Consider the following 18691-nt stretch of genomic DNA (forward strand, 5'->3'; position numbering starts at 1 on the left):
CTCTGGTCATTTAAGAACCTGCTGTTCTTTTCTTATACATAACTAATTACTTGATCTCGTAGCAAAAAAAGAGACCCACATCAACGGGATGCGGGTCTAAAGTTATATATTAAAAAGGGGGTCTTGAGTACATTATAGCTCGCGTACATTAAAATCAGGTGAATATTAGATTACAAGTTGATTACAAAATAATACCATTAAATACTATGTCACGAAACTCTTCAGAATCATCGTTTATCCCAAGTAATTTTCCAACTTCAGCTTAATTTGTGGCCACTCTGCATCTACTATGCTGTACACACAGGTATCGCGTATATAACCATCGTTCAATATTCGGTTTCGTCGCAGCTCCCCCTCTTTAATCGCACCCAGTCTTTGAATCGCCTGATTGGATCTTGTATTTCGCTTATCTGCGCAAAATTGCACACGTACCGTTTGTAATTGTTCAAAGCAATACTTCAGAAGCAAATACTTACACTCTGTATTGATACGTGTTCTCCATACCGATGGATGATACCAAGTCCACCCGATTTCCAAGCTGCGGTTCGGAACCGAAATATTAATCAACCTCGTAGAGCCAACCACCTTTTGAGTTTCTTGATCCCATACGATAAAGGGAGCTCTCCCCCATTTTCTTTTGCTGCCAAAGCCTTCTCAATAAACATACGTGTATCCTCTATAAAGTAGATCTTTTCCGGAAGATATGTCCAGATTTCTGGATTGGCTGCAGCATGGTACAACGCTTCGGCATGCTCTCTGTCTAAAGGAATCAGTTTGGCACGAACGCCTTCAAGCTCAATCGATAATAAATTCATCTTTCCACTTCCTTCTTAGTTTACATTTGTGTAAGCATCATATTAATCTAGTTAATAGATGAAATAAAGAACCGATTTTTCCATTTTTCAATAGTCCATTCTTTTTTCAAAAAAAATCAATGCTCCCCCAACCTTTTCCAACAAACCTTCACTATATTATTGACCGGTCATTAAGGGAGGTTAAGAATGAGCGCTCATTCTACCGAAAATATCACAGAAACAATCAAACAATACACCAAGCCAATATTCGGATATGCCCTGAATCGTACACAAAATCGGGAAGAAGCGGAGGATTTGGCCCAAGACATTGTGCTCCAGCTGCTAAAATCCATGACAGCGGGCGCTGAGATTCGTCATATGAACTCTTATATATGGACTGTAGCGAAGTACTGCTGGATTCATTGGCTTAAGAAGCGCAGCGGTACCCCGCAGTCCCTTGATACTAATGGGTTCCTGGATGACCTGTCCTGTCCCAATCCGCAGCCTCTCGATCAGCTGGTGAATGGCGAGGATTACCAAATGCTGCGGCGCGAATTAGCCTACCTCTCCAAGATGCAGAGACAAGTTGTCGTCATGTACTATTACGAAGGTTTCAAGCAGCAGGACATTGCGGTTGCTTTAGGTATTCCGGTAGGTACGGTGAAATGGCATCTTCACGATGCCAAGAATGAAATCAAGAAGGGAATGAATCGTATGCAGCCAAGCGGACAATTGAGCTTTAATCCGATCCAATTAACACGCACCGGGCACGCCGGAAATCCCGGTAAAATTGGAGAAACTTATGATTTCCTAAAAAGAAGCTTGACACAAAATTTGGTCTACGCCATGTATCAGAAACCAATGAGCGTTAATGACCTTGCCATTGAACTCGGCACGCCAGCTCATTTTATTGAGGATGAAGTGAATTACCTTGCGGAGCACGGCTTTATAACGGAGACCAGTTCCCGTAAATACAGAACGGATTTTATCATCTGGGACTATACGCGAGAACAGCTGCAAGGAAGTCATAAGCTTTACAAGGAATGTGCGGCAGAGCTCGCCGATCTTCACTTTGAAGCCTTGATGGACATCCGCAAGAATATCGAGGCAACATCGCTGTATTATCCTGATCAAGATTATGAGTTTCTGCTTTGGACCTTACTTCCTAGGGATATCGAAAGACAAGGATTTCTATGTCTCCCAGTAACACCGGATGTACAAAGCATCGTTCCTATCCGAAAGGATGGCGGCCGGTACATCGCCTATGCCGAATTGAAAAAAGAGTCATTTGATAATCTGGGGTACGATCCTAATAAATATTCGTATAATGGCGCCATGACACGCAACGGAGGGGGCAGTTTATCCATCTGGCAGTTCAACACATTCTGGAGTGATCGCCCAGGATGGAAGAGCCTCACATTTAAAGATGCACAGCTGTGTAATGCCTTTTTGAACGGAGAACTGCCAGAGGATGAGGCCCATGCGGAGGATTACGCCCTTCTTCTCTCCAAACAATATTTGCTCAAGACGGATGAGGGGTATAAGTTAAATTTAGTATGGGTCGATTGTCCCCAAACGTGGAGGGATGTAACCTCTCTGATACCAGACCTTTCATCGGCCTATTCTCCGGCGATTACAAGGCTGTATGAGCAAGTATTGAAGCTTGCCATGTCCAATCAGCCACAGCATCTAGAGCGTCAGATCGCTTATATGACACGAATGAATACTGCAAGCGGCAGACTGATCCCTTACATTTTGAATGAGCTGGTCGATCGCAATAAGCTTAACCCTCCTCAACCGCATCAAAGAAAAACCATTACAACTTTGATGGGCCTGATCAAATAAAAAGCCTCACATCCAAGTTATGTTAGAAAACGCAAGCCGGTTCCTCTCGTAGAGAAGAAGCCTGCTTGCGTCTTTTTGTGTTCTATCCATAGCGTTGAACGGTGTTAGCAACTAATTGCTTGAGATCACGTATCCGGTTGGACATATCCTCAGTACAATGGCTTAGCATATCGCATAATGCAACGAGATCCTCCAATTTGGATACTAGCTTCCAGTTTTCCTGAAGTACTCCCCCATGCTCCATATAAGCCTGTATAAAATGCCGTTCGAAATGTGATCCTTCCTCTTCATAACGGAGCATATTGGCAATATCGACATGCCGCCTCCAGGAGAAGGCGAACTCCCAATCAAGAACTGCCGATACGGTGCATCCTGATTGATCCTGCTGAATCAATATATTCAATCCATTGAAATCAGAATGAACTAGAACCGGCTTTTCATCCGCTTGCGACAATAAGGAGGCATTAACTTGGCACAATGACCAAAGCTTCTGAGTGAGCTCCTCCCCGAGCCATCTAGCGCATGGGCTTTGAAATATCATCTGTTCGAGGATGACTATAAATTGCTCGCCGTTCATGGGAATCGGTTGAGAAATACACAAATCCTTTTCGATGAATCCGGATTCTGAAAAACTATAGCGGTGGATTTGAGCAAGAGTGCTCCCGACAGAAGCAGCGGCTGAAACTATATCCTCGTTTGTTCCATTCTTCAGAACGTCATGTAAGAGACCTCCTTCTTTCCACTCCAGCACAGCCCAAGACTGATCGTAAATGGTGCAGCTTGCATCCAAGTGTATGAACTCTGCTACAGGTACAGTACCACGAACCCAGTTAGCTATATCCTGCTCTTTAGCAGCAACCGTTGAGTTTCCTCTGTATAATCGGAGCACATAGGGGGTGTTGCCTTGCTCCAGTACGATTTTATAATTGGAATTGCTTAAACCGACACCCAGCCGCTCAGCGGTACGGATCCGTTTACCTGGAAAGGCAGACTGAATCATTTTGTTTAACTGCTTCACGTTTAGCGAGGCAGGCTCTCCTGTTCGTTCCCACCCTTCTTTCATTAACCCGACTCCTCATAGTAATAATGGATGAATCTCATCAGCTTCCCGGATATTCCGCTTTCAATTCTTCAATCGTTTGAAATCTTGGCGTTTCAAAAACAAATTTCGCCGGGGCTTTATCCGTTTTATCCTTCACAATATGACCGTAGAACTTGCCGTCTTTTGCAAAAACAATCATCGTACGTCCGGGTTCATTTACCAGAGGGTACTTCTCAATCATAGCTTCGCTCACCTCGCCCATTTTTATATACTGCTGTAAAGCAAGCCAATGTCCGTCCGGGTCCCTTAACAGAAACGGTTGTACAAATCCTTATGTAAATTCTTATTTTTATTTCGGGAGGAATGGGGGATATCCTCTTTTCCCCAAATACCATTTACAATTTTCTCTTAATTCGATTCTACTCGTCCATCCCGTATGGTATGCTTGAAATGATATCATACATAGAAAACAGGAGGCAGTGATGGTTACTCTTCAATCCCAAGCCTATGAGGCCCCTTACCAAGGTGAGCCAGCTGTATGGCTGACCTACGGGCCTTACGAAGCCGTTATTTTACCTGAGATTGGCGGCAATTGTATCGCATTTCGCGATAACGTGAATCAATACCGTTTTTTGCACGAACCAGCACCGGAAGAAATGGAATCCTTCAAAGAAAAACCGATTATTCATGGAATTCCGGTACTCTTTCCCCCGAACCGATATGAGGACGGCAAGTTCCCTTGGAACGGCAAATGCTACGAATTTCCGGTCAACGAACCAAGCACAGGAAACCATCTGCACGGATTTTTACATAATATCCCCTGGACTGTAGAGCAGTTCAGCGCAGACGAGCATGCCAGCCGGATTACGCTTGTACAACAAGTCGGTACAGAGCACCCGGTTTATCGTTACTTCCCACACGAATTTACTATTAAACTGAGCTACACATTAAACGAGCTGGGTTTACATCAACATATCCTCGTTCGCAACGACGGAACGGATTCTATGCCTTGCCTGTTAGCATTTCATACTTCTATCAACGCACCGTTTGCTGCCAACAGCCTTGCGTCGGATTACCGATTCAAAATGACGACAGGACAACGATGGGCCTTAAACGATCGGATGCTTCCGACTGGACAATTCCAGCTGCTCACTGCCGAGGAGGAGCTCATGAAAACTACGGGGATCTCTCCTTTTTTCGAGCCTATGGACAACCATTATACGTCACAGCCGCAAAACGGACGGAATCGAATGGAGCTGACGGATACCCGTAACCGCGTCACACTCGTTTATGATGTGGGTACTTCGTTCAAGCAATGGATGATCTGGAATAATAACGCTACCGAAGGCTTTTTCTGCCCTGAGCCTCAGATCAATTTGGTCAATGCTCCATCCGTCAATCTTCCAGCCGAACAGATCGGCTTGCTCTCTTTAGAGCCAGGAGAGATTTGGGAAGAAACCGGCCGTTTGTACTGTATTCCGCAAAAGCAGTGAAAACCCAAAAGGGCAGAAGAACATTACGTTCTTTGCCCTTTCTTCCTATCCAAATTCAACATCCACTTGATGAAACGGCTCTTCCTTAGTCCGCTTTCGCATACGTAATTGTATAGCCCCTTCTTTATATTCCGCTTTACAGCTTATTGGATCAACAGGGTGTGGAAGGCGGAACCATTGTACTGCCTGCTGATCCTTTCCTTCCAGCTTAACCTGGTGATCTGCCGCATGGACGTTAAGTTTTTGAGCTTGAGTCTTGTCTGGAATCATAATTTTCAATAGAAGATGATCCAGTGTTTCCACGATTTCCGTGTCGTAGTGGCTAACGTTGGTATAGGATTGTCCGGGAGGTATGCTTTCCTTTAATATTTGCTGAACATAATCTTCTACCCAATGGGACTTGTTCTTCGGATCATCCGAGCTTTGAGGCAGCATACCACGGAAATAATTTTCAAACTGGTTCCAGTCAAATCTCGAAAAGGGATTATTGTTGTTGGGATCCATGTTTTGCCCTCCCTTGTTGACTATCCATTCATTACAGCGTAGCCGTAGGCTGATCGATTAACGCTGCATCCGACACATTATTTATATTCGCGCCATTTAACGTGTTGACGATATTTCCTGTATTGCTTCCGCCTTGACCTGAAACGGATTTCGTATTAGTGGTTGGTGAAATGCTCAGTGCATCTCCAAAATTGACCGTCCCGCTATTGCTGTTTATATTTACGGACTGAACAATTGATGGCAAAGCAATTCCCCCTTCCAAAAGACTCACGTCGCAGCGGGTCTTTCTTTCAGTAAATGCCGAATATGCTTGATCCGTGACTGGGCTAGCAAATTTTCACTCGAGCCGATATGAGCAATAGAGGAGGAAGAGACCAAGAAAATATTGATTTTATTCACCGTTATGTTAGGCGTTACATTGGTTCGCTTCATGTACAAGCTTTCATCGATGATCGGGTCCAGCAAGTGACGCGAGAACAAGCTATAATCAGAGAAGCGAAATTCATTCTGAACAAATATCGCCTTCTCCCTCTGTACCGCTATCGTATAATTAAACGGGGTAAGCTGATCGGAATCTCCAACTTCGAGTACGGTTGCTGTCCCCAACGTGTTAACTTTCAAATACCCAACCGTCGACACTCTCCGATCCACTTTACCGCCTCCTTAGACTGGCACATCTACTTACAAACAGCTATTCAATAAAAGGAATCGTTACCCCGACAATCACTTTCTCCGGAGGTGACTCGAATGCACCGTACAAAGTTACCGTCCTGATATCCCCAACGAAGAATACGGAAGAAGTACTTAGATATGTAATATCGATCTTGTTAACATTGATCTCACCATTGATGACGTTGAACTCCATTAAACCCCTCCGTCCCTACGCGGCAGATTTTTGATAAAAGCTTCAAAGGTTCTTTCGATATCCCGTTTCACTTCTTGAAAAATAGAATCCTGCTTCCCTGAGCCCCGTTCCGAGCCCATTTTGTTCATATAATATTGGATCCGTTTATCGATTTGTTTTTTAACATCGTCCAAAATAAATCTCCGGTACGGTTCATCAAGCGGATTCTGATACATCTGCTCGTACTGCTCCAACGCCTGATAAGCCCCGTTGCTGAAATAATCATCCACTTTGCTCTGGATTCCCTCGTACATCTGGGAAGGATTCGTGTCATCGGTTGAAGGCGCACTGACAGACTGCCCAACGGAAAATTCGTCTATCGAGGAGTCTGAGTCCTTTGCATTAGGATTAATGCCGATGTTCAATGTGCCTTCGAGCTTCTCCACCTTTAACAAATCAAACCGGTATTCATTGCGTACCACAGGCGGCTCGGTGTTCTTCCCTTTCAACGCATTGACTTCCTTCATCAGCCCATCCATTTTTTCATTAAGCTGTTTTATTTGCTCATTCTGGTATTGTATATAGTCATTCAGCTGCTGTATTTGCTGATTCTGGTATTGTAAGCACTCATTCACCTGCTGTATGTAGCGCATCATTTCGGGGCTCAAGTAGTACATAGTGATCAACCTCTCCCACAATACCTGCCGGGTTTATACTGCGGAATGTTTCAATCCAACTTATATTCTAGGTTCAGATAATGGAATAAAAGGAACTATGGATCCTCCCACAGCCGGAGCTGGCCCACTGAATCCACCGGTATTAAACAGCTGGGAAACCGGCTTGATGATCCCTGCACTGCCAATCTGGAGGACTGATGAGTTCGATATCGCTTCGATTCTTAAAGTATGAATGACAATGTTTTGTTGGATAAACAAATTCATGATGTCTGCCCCACCTCCTGGATACTTGTGATATTCGGTGCGGCCGTAAGGCTTCTTTCCTCAAATGTTGCCGTATCATACACATTGATCACGCTCGGCTCATTATGAATATTCAACGTGTTGCCGGAATTGAATGATCCCCCACCTGCATATGTTGTACTGAAGGTACTTGGAGAGATGATTCCGACATCGCCAACGTTGAACACGCCGCTTATAATATTGACATTAATCACTCCAACCAATGCTGGCATATCACGACATCCTTTTTAATAAAATGTCCTTATTGTAGTTTATGACGGGGGTTTCCATGTATTCATCCATTTCTAGAAAGGGGATAAGCGTACAATGAAGATAACCGTGAATAACAAGTGCATTCATGTCGGGGATATGAAAATTAGTGGTGTCGGGGGAGCTTCCCTTGTACTAGTAGGAGATGCCGAGACTATTGCAACCTCTTCTTACTTTGATACACCTGCAAGCTCGTTTGTATATAGCCCCAATATCCCTCTGAACCCTGTACGTAGGAATCAGCAAGAGGAGTCATAGTATCGAAGTAAATGGTTTTATGTCTTTAACATATAGGACAAAGTCGGATGGCGTATCAGTCCGTTTTGTCTTTTTTTCATATTAACCTTGTATTAGCCGTAAAAAGGAGATATTGGAAGAATAACAGCTGTTATTCTCCTATACTCGTGGTATCGCTCGAAAAATAGCATCTACAGTATGCTAAGGGCAGATGAAATATTTAGTGTGCCGAAGTATAATTAAAAATCGAGACCATAAAAACAAACAGGATGTGGATTCTATTGAAAGATCGACGGCTTTTAACGGATTACCTTAAAGCGCATTGGTTATTTTATTTGTTGGCGCTACTGTTTACAAGTGTGGCAAATATTACTCAATCTTATTATCCGAAGGTACTAGGCAATTTCACCGATCAGCTGCAAACCGATGGGATAACGCAAAATACCATTGTTGATTACAGCGTCCTATTGTTGGAAATTGGCCTTATTTATGGTGTTTTGGTCGGCCTTGGTCAATACACGGTGATGCGCCTCGGGAGACGGTTCGAATTTTTCACCCGACGCAGACTATTCCAGCATTTCTTAACGCTCAGTGAAAGCTATTATTCAAAGAATGGCGTTGGACGGCTGTTAAGCTATGTGATGAACGATGTGACGAGTGTTAGAGAGGCCATATCTAGCGGGTTTAACCAAACGGCGAATGCCGTTATTCTCATCATTTCTGTTATCGTAATGATGTCACTGACCGCCATTCCTCTAAATCTCATTCTTATCTGTATTATCCCTCTGCTTGCTATTCCCGTCGTTGTGGTGTATTTCGGTCCGCTTATTCGTAAGCGTTCCATGAAGGTACAGGAATCATTAGCTAAAATGACAGAATCAGCAGAAGAACAATTCGGCGGAATCCGCGTTACGAAAAAATTCGCAGTTGAACCCATTATGCGGAACCGTTTCGGTAAAACGGTCGATAACATTACAGATAATCAGCTGCGTCTAGTCAGACTTTCTTCTCTATTTCAAGCTATACTGCCATTTTTGGGAGCGCTATCGCTGATTGTCTCGATCCTGTACGGCGGATACTTGACCATACAACATCAAATCACGTTAGGTAACTTCGTCTCCCTCACTTTATACCTGCGGATGATGGTGAACCCTTTGCAGCAAATCGGTAACGTCATCAATACCATGCAAAGATCACGTGCGTCGCTCGAACGGATCAATCAGCTGCTCGATCTTAAGCCTGACATTCAAGAATCGGCCCAAGCAAAGCCGCTGCAGCTTAATTCAGCTGGTCTTCGCATCAAAGGTTTAACGTTTGCATACCCGGATTCACCGAAACCTGCGCTGCACGATATCAACCTGACGATACAGCCTGGCAAGACGGTAGGTATCATCGGAAAAACCGGAAGCGGCAAAACCACTCTTGTGAAACTGCTGCTGCGTATCTATGAGCCTCCTGAAGGAACCATTATGATCGGAAGTGATGATATCCGTAATCTCACTCTAGAGAGTCTTAGAAATGATATCGCTTACGTGCCGCAAGACGGCTTCCTGTTCAGTACGACGATTCGCGACAACATCGCCTTCTTTAAAAGGGATTCCGAATTTGATGCCATTGCCAAAGCATCCAAGCAGGCACAAATTCATGATAATATTATGGAATTTCCCAACCAATTCGAAACGAAGCTCGGCGAGCGCGGAGTCACTTTGTCGGGGGGTCAGAGACAAAGAACAAGCTTGGCGAGAGGCTTCATCAAGAATGCTCCAATATTAATTCTCGACGACAGTGTCAGCGCGGTCGATGCGGTAACTGAAACGAAAATCATCGAAAACTTGCGCCTCGGTCGGAAAAATAAAACGACGATTATTATCGCACACCGGATAAGCGCCATCAAGCATGCAGATGAAATTATAGTACTGGATGAGGGAAAGATCGTACAGCGGGGAACTCACCATCAATTGATGGCGGAGGAAGGAATTTACGCTACCCTATATTCCATTCAGGAGGAGGGAACCCGTTATGCCGAAGGAAACAGGTAGTATGAAGCCGCCGGAGGAGATCAGCAGCGCTTACCACGTCAGCAAGGAAGACCGGCAGGCTGCCTTTCGTTCTACGTTAGCTTATGCGAAACCTCATCGCTGGAAGTTTTTGCTTATCTTTTGCTGTACGATGCTTGTTATCGCGGCCGATTTGCTCCAGCCTTACTTGGTGAAAATCGCCATCGATAACAATTTGCTCATTGGCAAGAACGATTTTAATATGCTGATTATGATCTGCGGCGTTTACTTGCTGCTCTCCGTCATCAGTCTTGTATTCACCTACATTCAGAACAATTTGCTCCAGTTCACCGGACAACGCATTGTAGGTCGTATTAGGAAAGAGCTGTTCGAGCATATTTCCAAGCTGTCCATGCCGTTCTTCGACCGGTTTCAAAGCGGTAGTCTCGTTACTCACGTATCAAGCGATACGGAATCGCTTAACCAATTTTTTACTCAAGTGTTCTTGAGCTTGATCCGCGATGGGATGACCTTGGTGTTCATCATCCTCCTAATGTTCCATTTAGACCCTGTATTGGCAGGCTACAGCATGATTTTACTGCCTATTATCGCGATTATAGCCATTGGCTTCCGCTCGTATATGCGCAAGACCTATCAAATCGCGCGTACGCAGCTGTCCCGCTTAATCGCCTTTGTCGCAGAAAATTTGGCAGGCATGAATTTGATTCAGGCTTTTCATCAGGAAAAAGAACAAGAGAAACGATTCACCGAGCAAAACACCCGTTACTATCGGGCCAACTTGCGTGAAATTCGCACCAACGTGCTATTCAACCGATCCTTTGATATTCTAGGCAATCTATCGGTCGCATTCTTAACATGGATCGGGGGAATGGCTGTATTTCATCATACGATAGAATTCGGTGTTCTTTATGCCTTCATTACGTATATACGCCAGTTTTTCCAGCCAATCAACTCCATTACCCAACAGTGGAACACGCTTCAGTCCACCACCGTTTCCATGGACCGGCTGCATCGAATCTTCTCTGTCAAACCGGACATCAAGGATGCCGACAGCCCTGTTCAAGTGAACTTAGCTGAGGTAAAAGGCCAAATTGACTACAATCATGTTCAATTCGGGTATCAAGAAGGAATTCCAGTGATCCGTGACCTTGATCTGCACATCAAAGCCGGTGAAATGATCGGAATCGTTGGAACGACCGGTGCAGGTAAAAGCTCGCTTATGAGTCTGTTATGCCGATTCTATGATGTGAACAAAGGAAGCATTCTTATCGACGGAACCGATATACGGAGCATTCCTCAAGAACAGCTTCACCGGATCATCGGACTTGTTCAGCAGGAGCCGTTCCTTTACTCCGGAAGTATTGTTGACAATGTGAGATTGTTCGATGAATCGATCAGTCGGGAACAGGTTATTGAAGCCTGCACATTCGTGGGTGCGGATTCGCTTATTCAACGATTGAAAGACGGGTACGACACTAAGCTGTCCGAAAGAGGCAGCGGCCTATCTGCAGGGGAGCGTCAACTGATCTCCTTCGCAAGAATCGTTGTATTCCAGCCAAAAATATTGATACTCGATGAAGCTACCGCAAATCTGGACTCTCAGACCGAGCAATTGGTTCAAACGGCACTGAATGTGGTTTCAGCCGGTCGGACGACTCTCGTTATTGCGCATCGCTTATCTACGATCATGCAGGCAGATCGCATCATTGTCATGAGACAAGGGGAAATAGTCGAAGAAGGCAATCATACACAGCTGATCGAGCTGCAAGGCTATTATGACCAGTTGTACCGCCATTCTCAAGGTAAAATGGCCATGGGCTCAATGTAAGAAAAAAACGCTCCGGCTAGCAGGCGATTCGCCTCTAGTCGGAGCGTTTGCTGTTATATGCGGTTTGCGATTACGGAATTCATAAAATCAACAATAGGCTGCGGCTGCTCCAGGCTGTGAGGATGATGACCTACTCCTGGTTTGATAATAACCTGCAAAGGGCAGCCCAATTGATTCAGCTTCTTTTCAAGTATGGCCGAGTTCTCATTCAGCGGTACCGATTCATCTGCATCCCCGGCAACAATTAAGATTGGAATCCTTGCATTCGCCAAAATCTCTGCCTTGTCCAAGGGATTCCCTTTAAAATCAGCTGCCGTTCGCTCAGTTAGCCCGTACACCGCTAAGCAGTCCTCCCAATTTTGCAGCGATGGACTGCCGCTTCCTTTGCCCCCAGGCCAACTGGATATGTCTAGCACCGGCGCATCCAGATAAAGCGCCATTACATCGTCCTGATGGGCCGATGCATACTGGACCGCATACAACCCACCGCGGCTGAAGCCGAATAATACTGGTTTCGCTCCCAGCTCATACTTCTGTATGACATGAGCGTGAAAACGATGCATACGCTCCACAGCTCCCGGACAGCCGTACATATTGCTTAGTCGGTAATATGCGATATGCCAGCCCTGTTCAAGCAAAGCCATATCCGCGTAAGCAAAAGCGTTGAAAAATTCCGTTCGCCAAATCCAAGGCCGACCGGCTACCGGGGTTTGCGGAGCAACGACAATCACTTCCCGCCCTTCAAAATAATAGTCGGTCCGGGAATAACCTTTCCACTCCGAGGTGGTGCTTCCACTCGTGAGATTGAATTCGGATAACGAGTTATGTATCTCCACGTCCAGCTCAACAGCTGCAGCCATTGCCTGTGCTAACGGAAGTGCCGTTGTCTTATTCGGGTTCGTGTGACCCACATGCTCTTTCCACCCCGCACTTAGCAGACGATGGCGTTTTACCACTAACGCAAACCACTGTGGCAGCTCGGTTTCCGGCAGGCGAACAAACTCCGGAATCCGCTCCAATGCAATGTTGAAAAGCCGACTAAGGAGTGTCTGAGCAATAACCCAGTGGCCTCTAGCATTCGGATGAATTCCATCACCCGACGAATAATCGGGATTTTGTGCGTGTGCCAGCCCAAAGTCTTTGGCCAATGGATCATGTATATTGATCACGGCGTCCGTTTCATCTCGAAGAGAAAGACACCATTCAGCATACTTTTTTAGAACATCATTATAATGGGCGTAAGGATTTTTCCAGCTGTAAGAAGGACTATAGGCATCTGCTTCTCCCGTTATGGCTCCCTCCTCCAAATCACGCTTAATCGATTTTACATCAAATGGAGGCGGTGTCATTACAATGGCTTTGGCACCCGCTTGTTTTATTTTATGAATCAGGGAAAGCATTCCGTCTCGATAGGCTGCGAAGCGCTCTTCAGAGAAAGGATGATAAATGCCATCATTCATCCCATAGCAAACGACAACCCAGTCCGGTTTGCTTTCTTTTAATATGGCATCAATCCGCTCGTGGACACAAGGACGCGGAAAAGGATGCTCAGGCTCACTAAGTCCGGAAGCGGTTTCACTGTTTACTCCAAGATTGATGAATGTTAGATTTTGACTAGGCATATGCTGTGCAAAGTAAGCCTGCATAAAGGCAATGTAACGTCCTTTATCGGTTATGCTATCGCCCAAAAAGGCGATCGTAATCGAACTGGGTACAACCCCATCCTTTTGAAACAAAGTCCCCATCTGTCGTGAATCCTCCCATTATTTTCTTCTTCCTTATTATAACATGTTAACGTGTTCCATTGGATTGATTTGGGAAATGAAGTTGAAATTTGTCATAGATTGAAGGGGTTTCATCTTTAATGCCGAATAATGATTAGGATCAAATGATTCTTGAAAGGATGAATACGGTGAGCAATGCAAGGATATTTATGCTTATAACGGCCCTGCTGGAAGGCATACTCGGAATTCCGATACTAGGCGGGTCCATTGTCATCGGGTTTGGCTACGTTCCATTATTTATGATGTTCGTCCTCCACATCATTACGCTAGTACTATCAATGAAAGAATACAAAGACATGCACGGCAGTATTGCAGGGATCATCACTTCGTGTATTGCTTGGATTCCGATTGTAGGCATGATCTGCCATATTATTACTGCAATACTGCTGTTCCTCAGCTATTTCAAATACAGCTTTGCCAGACACCGTTAAAAACGCTGAACTTACGTTCAGCGTTTTTTACTAAGTCAACAAACTCCTCACTTTATCCGCATAAGCTTCCTTATTGGCATAATTGTAGTACAGCCGTGATGAGACCTTCACAGAATCCCCGAAGAAGAAACGCTCATACAAGCTCTGCCTTCCGGCAAAGGAACTGGTGCTAAGCTCCCAAGCCAGACGGAACAGGCGTACCTTTAATTGCGCATCGGTATCGACGCCTTTTAAATACCTCGACAATTCCCCACCGATCTCTGATTGAAAATCAAGATCATTAGGAAGCATCACCAAGCCACTTGCCCCGAGCAGTTGAATGATATCCATCATCCGCGGAATCACTTTAGGATAAAGGCAGTTCGCTGTGTAGAATGAAGCTGGATTCGGAAGCATCGTGCCCCATTGGTCGGGTTTCGCTTGAACCTCTGATGCGATGAGCAATGCTTTTAACGTTTCCAGTACCGTAATCACTTCCGAGACTTTTTCTATTACCTGCGAATAGGCACGAAGGCCAAGCATCTGCACAATGGACTCAATGGTTCCCAGCATCAATTCCGTCTTAGCAATGTATCGACATAAAACTTGATGCGTAGCATGGGTGTGAAAATGGCTTTCTTCGATAAATTTTGCTAATAGGGTCTCATCCCCATATATAAACACTCGTTCATGCGGCACAAGAACATGATCTAACACAACCAGCGTATCCATCTCCTCGAACTTCGAGCTAAGCGGATAATCGGATTCGGAATCTCCTGCAACCAGACTTTCTCTGCAAATAAATTTTAAACCAGGAAGATTATTGGGAATTGCAAAGGCAAAGGCATGAGGATTCTCGTCAGCAAATGAAGGAAGGGCCGGAGGGAAAATAAGAATTTCATCCGCCGTAGCGCCTTGGGTCGCCAGCAGGAAAGCACCGCTGACGACAATCCCATCCTTCGTCTTCTCCATGACCCTCGGTGCATCCGGTTCTTCCAAAGTCTGCATAAAGCTGGTCATTCTCGCGGTTGGAGGCAGGATAAACGCATGCGAGAGCGTAATATCCTTTTCCTTGCAGTACTCATAGTAATTCTTCATGTTCTCTGCGTATTGTGGATTATTCTCCTTCAGCAAGTCTGCCGCTGCACCGAATGCCATGATGGCGGTATTCATATAGTCCGGTGCACGGCCCAACAAACCGTGATGGCGATCGGACCATAATGACATCATGATTCTTCGTTTCTCCAGATCTTCGCGGGATTCAGGACGTAGAAACGATAATCCTACCGGATCCCCGGTTGTTGGAGAAGTATAAGTCATCCTCGACCTATATTCATCCTGCCCCTGCATATCATAGAGCTCCGCTTGAGTCGATATGAGCCCATGAAATGCAGGATGGCTGGATACGGAACCGCTCACCCGCTTCCCACGAACCCAGACATGCGGATTGGAATTATTCAGACGATCGACATACTGCTTTCCGTTCTTGATCGGCATTAGGCAACCACCTTTCAGATATTTTTATATCATACGTGAGCCTTCGCAGATGGATAGGGCGTCCGCTTAGTTACCTCTGAAAAATATGGGAAGCTTCTTCCCTTCTGAACGCAAAAAAATGCCGGCTATAGCAGCCGACATTTCCATATCAATTTTTACCACTCTTGTCGAGTCAATAAGGAGGATAAGAAGGTCAACGCCAAGCCTTGACCCCAGCCCTGCATCCGCTTATGCGGCACCCCTTTATAGCCTTCGGCATCGCGCATGACCGCAGTTCCTGCCGAAACGCCTCTAACCGAGCCGTCTTCATCAATACGGCTGAGTATCCCTGTCACGGACTTGTTCACATATTTATTGTACATCTTTCCGCTTGAAATCAGCGCCGCGGCAATCCCAGCCGATCCGGATGTTTCCGTGTAGGAGGACGGGTCATTCAATACCGTGTGCCACAGACCGGATTCGGACTGCAGGCGCACCAATGCTGCTAGCTGATCCCGCAATGAGCCTTCAATGATCATAAACGAAGGATGGGTTACATGAATTAATTTTAATGCCCGTGCCATCGTAATAGCTGCCCAAGAGTTTCCTCTCGCCCAGTAAATGCCGGACATGTGGCTTTGCGCAAGATTGTCCCAGCCGTGATAGTACAAATTTGTTGACGGGTCCTGCAAAAACTCCTCATGACCGTGATACTGCTTAATCCCATCCTCCAAATAATCGTTGCGATTCAGCATCGTTCCGATCCTAACCAGGAAATACCCTGCCATAAACATCGTATCTACCCAAGCCTGCTCCGGAAAGTTATAGTCTTCAGAATTTACTGTATGCTGAAATATACCATCAGCAAACCGTTCTGCGTCATTCTTCAGGAAATCCGCCATTTGAACGGCGAAATCCAAATATTTTTGGTCTCCGGTCGCTTTATACAAGCTAAGTAGTGAATGCCCGATGGAAACCCCGTTCACCGTCAGCTTCGGCAAGCCGTCTTCTAACTGTTCATCGACCCAAGCTTTTAGCAGCTCGATATATTCCTGATTGCCTGTCGCTTCAAAAGCTTCCGCTACTCCATAAAAAGCAACCCCGCCTGGCCAATCCCAATTGTAGTCCATTTGGAAAGTACGGCGAACGACGCGGTCAATGACGGTTCTGATTTCTTGTTCATCATAAATTAATGCTGGCATGTCCATAATTCCTCCTCTAAGATGAGAGTCTGTCCGAGCTTCTCGAACAGACTCGATAATTGTTCTATGACCGAATTAACCTTTCAAGCCGCTGGTGCTGATGCCTTCAACGATATATTTTTGGAATATAAAGAACACAATAACGATAGGTAGCAACGACAGCGTGGACATCGCGAACATTCCGCCCCAGTTGTTGATCGAATCTCCATCCAAGAACAGCTTCAGTGCTAACGATACAGGATACAGCGAAGGCTTGTTCAAATACAATAGCGGATTGATGAAGTCATCCCACTTCCAATAAAATTGGAAAATCGTCGCCGTTACTAGAGATGGAACGATCATCGGAACGATAATACGGAAAAAGATCGAGTATTTATTGCAGCCGTCCATTTTGGCCGCTTCATCCATCTCTGGCGGGATGGTACGAATAAACTGCATAATCAGGAAGATAAAGAACGGAACTCCGAAAAAGCTAGGTACGATAATCGGTTTGAAGGAAGACAACCACTCCAGCTTAGCGAACATTACATATTGCGGAATGACTGTAACGTCATGAGGCAGCATCATCGTCATCATCACACAGCCGAACCAGAAACCGCTTCCCTTGAACGGAATTCTAGCTAATCCGTAAGCGACAAGTGCGGAAGAAATTACAGCGCCGATGGTGGAAAAAATAACAATGATAAAAGAGTTTTTAAAAAACGTACCGAAGGTGTTGCCTGCAAATCCTTTCCACCCTGTTACGTAGTTCACGAACTCAAGCCGGCTAGGAATTAAGCTGTAAGCTTGAGAGAATATTTCACCATTGGGCTTGAGCGAGCTTACCGCCAGCCAAATAATCGGATACAGCATGAGCAGCGCCAGCAAGCCGACGATCAAGTGATAGAAGACATTTGAAATCTGTTTAGTTCCAGCCATGTTATTTGTCTCCTTTCGCCTCGTAATGCACCCAATACTTGGATGATTTGAAGATAACTAACGTAATAACACCGATAATGATGAGCATGATCCATGCTAGAGCTGATGCGTAACCCATTTCGAAGTAAACGAATGCTCTACGGTAAAGGTACAAGGAATACAGCAGCGTGTTATCCAATGGTCCGCCCTCACCTCGAGAGATGATATAGGCTGGAGTAAAGGTCATGAAGGCCGAAATCGTTTGCATGATCAAGTTAAACAAAATGATAGGACTAAGCAGCGGGAGTGTAATTTTGAAAAATTTATAAACGCTGCTAGCTCCATCAACACTAGCCGCTTCGTATAGTGATGCAGGGATGTTCTTCAGCCCCGCCAGGAAGATAAGCATCGAAGATCCGAACTGCCATACCGACAAGGCGATTAATGTCCATAGTGCTGTTCCAGGGCTACCGATCCATGATGTATCCGTGTGAATCCCGATCATACCGAGGAAGGAATTTAGCAGCCCTTTATCGCCAAAAATTTGCGTCCACATGATCGATACGGCCACACTGCCACCGATCAGAGAAGGAAGATAGTATGCTGAGCGATATACGCCGATACCGCGAGCTGCTTTGTTCAATAGCATAGCTACAATCAAGGCAAAGCCCAGTCGCAGAGGAACGCTGGCAAAAACATAAGTAAACGTAACCTGAAATGACTTCCATATTTTGTCGTCATCCGTAAAGATTTTGACGTAGTTATCAAACCCGATCCATCGGGGGGCTTCCATCAAGTTATACTCGGTAAATGAGTAATACAATGATGATAGAATAGGATACAACGTGAAGATAAGAAAGCCGATGATAAACGGAGCGGTGAACACGTATCCGACGACGTTGTTGTTGTCCCGCAGCTTCATGGAATTCAACCCCTATGCATGTAGTTTGCTTGCTTCTCTTAGCTCTATATCCTCATTATAAAGATTGGCTTCCGTTATAAGAATGCAAAAAACCGTTCATTTTGTTTAAAAAACAGACTCCGGCTTTCCGTATAAAAAAAGCGAACCCGACTTCTCATAGGAGATT

The 18691-nt window shown here is 45.2% G+C and carries 22 protein-coding genes; 6 read left to right on the plus strand and 16 right to left on the minus strand.

The window, feature by feature from the left end:
- Nucleotides 1-234: 234 nt before the first annotated feature.
- Nucleotides 235-585, minus strand: a complete 351-nt coding sequence (locus tag QMA13_RS36425; protein ID WP_349254159.1) for a GNAT family N-acetyltransferase — start codon at nucleotides 583-585, stop codon at nucleotides 235-237.
- Nucleotides 564-815 (minus strand): GNAT family N-acetyltransferase, encoded by a 252-nt coding sequence (locus tag QMA13_RS36430; RefSeq protein ID WP_349254160.1) that lies wholly within the window; start codon nucleotides 813-815, stop codon nucleotides 564-566. Before QMA13_RS36430 ends, QMA13_RS36425 begins: the two co-directional genes overlap by 22 nt.
- Nucleotides 816-1001: 186 nt before the next feature.
- Between QMA13_RS36430 and QMA13_RS21795 the strand changes: the two genes are divergently transcribed.
- On the plus strand, nucleotides 1002-2639 hold the full coding sequence (locus QMA13_RS21795; protein ID WP_282935837.1) for an RNA polymerase sigma factor: 1638 nt from the start codon (nucleotides 1002-1004) through the stop codon (nucleotides 2637-2639).
- An 82-nt stretch (nucleotides 2640-2721) separates the two neighbouring features.
- Here QMA13_RS21795 and QMA13_RS21800 read toward each other — a convergent pair whose 3' ends face one another.
- Both QMA13_RS21800 and QMA13_RS21805 read right to left on the minus strand, forming a co-directional pair.
- On the minus strand, nucleotides 2722-3702 hold the full coding sequence (locus QMA13_RS21800) for a phosphotransferase family protein (protein ID WP_282935838.1): 981 nt from the start codon (nucleotides 3700-3702) through the stop codon (nucleotides 2722-2724).
- A gap of 37 nt (nucleotides 3703-3739) precedes the next feature.
- Nucleotides 3740-3922: a hypothetical protein gene (locus tag QMA13_RS21805; RefSeq protein WP_282935839.1), complete on the minus strand. Its 183-nt coding sequence runs from the start codon at nucleotides 3920-3922 to the stop codon at nucleotides 3740-3742.
- A 241-nt stretch (nucleotides 3923-4163) separates the two neighbouring features.
- Here QMA13_RS21805 and QMA13_RS21810 point away from each other — a divergent pair, with 241 nt between their 5' ends.
- A complete protein-coding gene (locus QMA13_RS21810) occupies nucleotides 4164-5174 on the plus strand; it encodes an aldose 1-epimerase (protein ID WP_282935840.1) in 1011 nt (336 codons plus the stop codon).
- 45 nt (nucleotides 5175-5219) lie between these two features.
- Here the strand turns inward: QMA13_RS21810 and QMA13_RS21815 are convergent, their stop codons facing one another.
- From QMA13_RS21815 to QMA13_RS21845, 7 genes are read right to left on the minus strand one after another with little or no spacing between them, the layout of a single operon-like run.
- Entirely contained in the window at nucleotides 5220-5678 is a 459-nt protein-coding gene (locus QMA13_RS21815; RefSeq protein ID WP_282935841.1) for an Hsp20/alpha crystallin family protein, read from the minus strand.
- Between the two features lie 31 nt (nucleotides 5679-5709).
- Entirely contained in the window at nucleotides 5710-5922 is a 213-nt protein-coding gene (locus QMA13_RS21820; protein ID WP_282935842.1) for a spore germination protein, read from the minus strand.
- A 23-nt stretch (nucleotides 5923-5945) separates the two neighbouring features.
- Nucleotides 5946-6329 carry a spore germination protein GerPE gene (locus QMA13_RS21825; protein ID WP_282935843.1) on the minus strand — a complete coding sequence of 128 codons (384 nt, stop codon included), beginning with the start codon at nucleotides 6327-6329 and terminating at the stop codon, nucleotides 5946-5948.
- Between the two features lie 40 nt (nucleotides 6330-6369).
- Nucleotides 6370-6543 carry a spore gernimation protein GerPD gene (locus QMA13_RS21830; protein ID WP_282935844.1) on the minus strand — a complete coding sequence of 58 codons (174 nt, stop codon included), beginning with the start codon at nucleotides 6541-6543 and terminating at the stop codon, nucleotides 6370-6372.
- Nucleotides 6543-7199, minus strand: a complete 657-nt coding sequence (gene gerPC, locus QMA13_RS21835) for a spore germination protein GerPC (protein WP_282935845.1) — start codon at nucleotides 7197-7199, stop codon at nucleotides 6543-6545. The genes QMA13_RS21830 and gerPC overlap by 1 nt, the downstream gene beginning before the upstream one ends.
- Nucleotides 7200-7259: 60 nt before the next feature.
- A complete protein-coding gene (locus QMA13_RS21840; protein ID WP_282935846.1) occupies nucleotides 7260-7463 on the minus strand; it encodes a spore germination protein GerPB in 204 nt (67 codons plus the stop codon).
- Nucleotides 7460-7714, minus strand: coding sequence for a spore germination protein (locus QMA13_RS21845; protein ID WP_282935847.1), 255 nt, complete (start codon nucleotides 7712-7714; stop codon nucleotides 7460-7462). The genes QMA13_RS21840 and QMA13_RS21845 overlap by 4 nt, the downstream gene beginning before the upstream one ends.
- A gap of 94 nt (nucleotides 7715-7808) precedes the next feature.
- Here QMA13_RS21845 and QMA13_RS21850 point away from each other — a divergent pair, with 94 nt between their 5' ends.
- The 3 genes from QMA13_RS21850 to QMA13_RS21860 all read left to right on the plus strand — a co-directional run bounded on the left by QMA13_RS21850 (nucleotide 7809) and on the right by QMA13_RS21860 (nucleotide 11834).
- Complete coding sequence (locus QMA13_RS21850) at nucleotides 7809-8009, plus strand: spore gernimation protein GerPD (RefSeq protein WP_282935848.1); 201 nt, start codon at nucleotides 7809-7811, stop codon at nucleotides 8007-8009.
- A gap of 260 nt (nucleotides 8010-8269) precedes the next feature.
- Nucleotides 8270-10027, plus strand: coding sequence for an ABC transporter ATP-binding protein (locus QMA13_RS21855; protein WP_282935849.1), 1758 nt, complete (start codon nucleotides 8270-8272; stop codon nucleotides 10025-10027).
- Nucleotides 10008-11834 (plus strand): ABC transporter ATP-binding protein, encoded by a 1827-nt coding sequence (locus QMA13_RS21860; protein ID WP_481858006.1) that lies wholly within the window; start codon nucleotides 10008-10010, stop codon nucleotides 11832-11834. The genes QMA13_RS21855 and QMA13_RS21860 overlap by 20 nt, the downstream gene beginning before the upstream one ends.
- 53 nt (nucleotides 11835-11887) lie before the next feature.
- Here the strand turns inward: QMA13_RS21860 and QMA13_RS21865 are convergent, their stop codons facing one another.
- On the minus strand, nucleotides 11888-13579 hold the full coding sequence (locus QMA13_RS21865) for a GDSL-type esterase/lipase family protein (RefSeq protein WP_282935850.1): 1692 nt from the start codon (nucleotides 13577-13579) through the stop codon (nucleotides 11888-11890).
- Nucleotides 13580-13767: 188 nt separating this feature from the next.
- Here QMA13_RS21865 and QMA13_RS21870 point away from each other — a divergent pair, with 188 nt between their 5' ends.
- Nucleotides 13768-14049, plus strand: a complete 282-nt coding sequence (locus QMA13_RS21870; protein WP_481858007.1) for a hypothetical protein — start codon at nucleotides 13768-13770, stop codon at nucleotides 14047-14049.
- A gap of 30 nt (nucleotides 14050-14079) precedes the next feature.
- Here the strand turns inward: QMA13_RS21870 and hpaB are convergent, their stop codons facing one another.
- The 4 genes from hpaB to QMA13_RS21890 all read right to left on the minus strand — a co-directional run bounded on the left by hpaB (nucleotide 14080) and on the right by QMA13_RS21890 (nucleotide 18525).
- Nucleotides 14080-15525 carry a 4-hydroxyphenylacetate 3-monooxygenase, oxygenase component gene (gene hpaB / locus QMA13_RS21875; RefSeq protein ID WP_282935852.1) on the minus strand — a complete coding sequence of 482 codons (1446 nt, stop codon included), beginning with the start codon at nucleotides 15523-15525 and terminating at the stop codon, nucleotides 14080-14082.
- A 155-nt stretch (nucleotides 15526-15680) separates the two neighbouring features.
- Nucleotides 15681-16706 carry a glycoside hydrolase family 88/105 protein gene (locus tag QMA13_RS21880; RefSeq protein ID WP_282935853.1) on the minus strand — a complete coding sequence of 342 codons (1026 nt, stop codon included), beginning with the start codon at nucleotides 16704-16706 and terminating at the stop codon, nucleotides 15681-15683.
- A gap of 75 nt (nucleotides 16707-16781) precedes the next feature.
- Nucleotides 16782-17624 (minus strand): carbohydrate ABC transporter permease, encoded by an 843-nt coding sequence (locus QMA13_RS21885; protein WP_282935854.1) that lies wholly within the window; start codon nucleotides 17622-17624, stop codon nucleotides 16782-16784.
- Between the two features lies 1 nt (nucleotide 17625).
- Entirely contained in the window at nucleotides 17626-18525 is a 900-nt protein-coding gene (locus tag QMA13_RS21890; protein WP_282935855.1) for a carbohydrate ABC transporter permease, read from the minus strand.
- Nucleotides 18526-18691: the final 166 nt, after the last annotated feature.

The sequence above is a fragment of the Paenibacillus sp. RC67 genome (assembly GCF_030020805.1).
In the GTDB taxonomy this organism is placed as follows: Bacteria; Bacillota; Bacilli; order Paenibacillales; family NBRC-103111; genus Paenibacillus_S.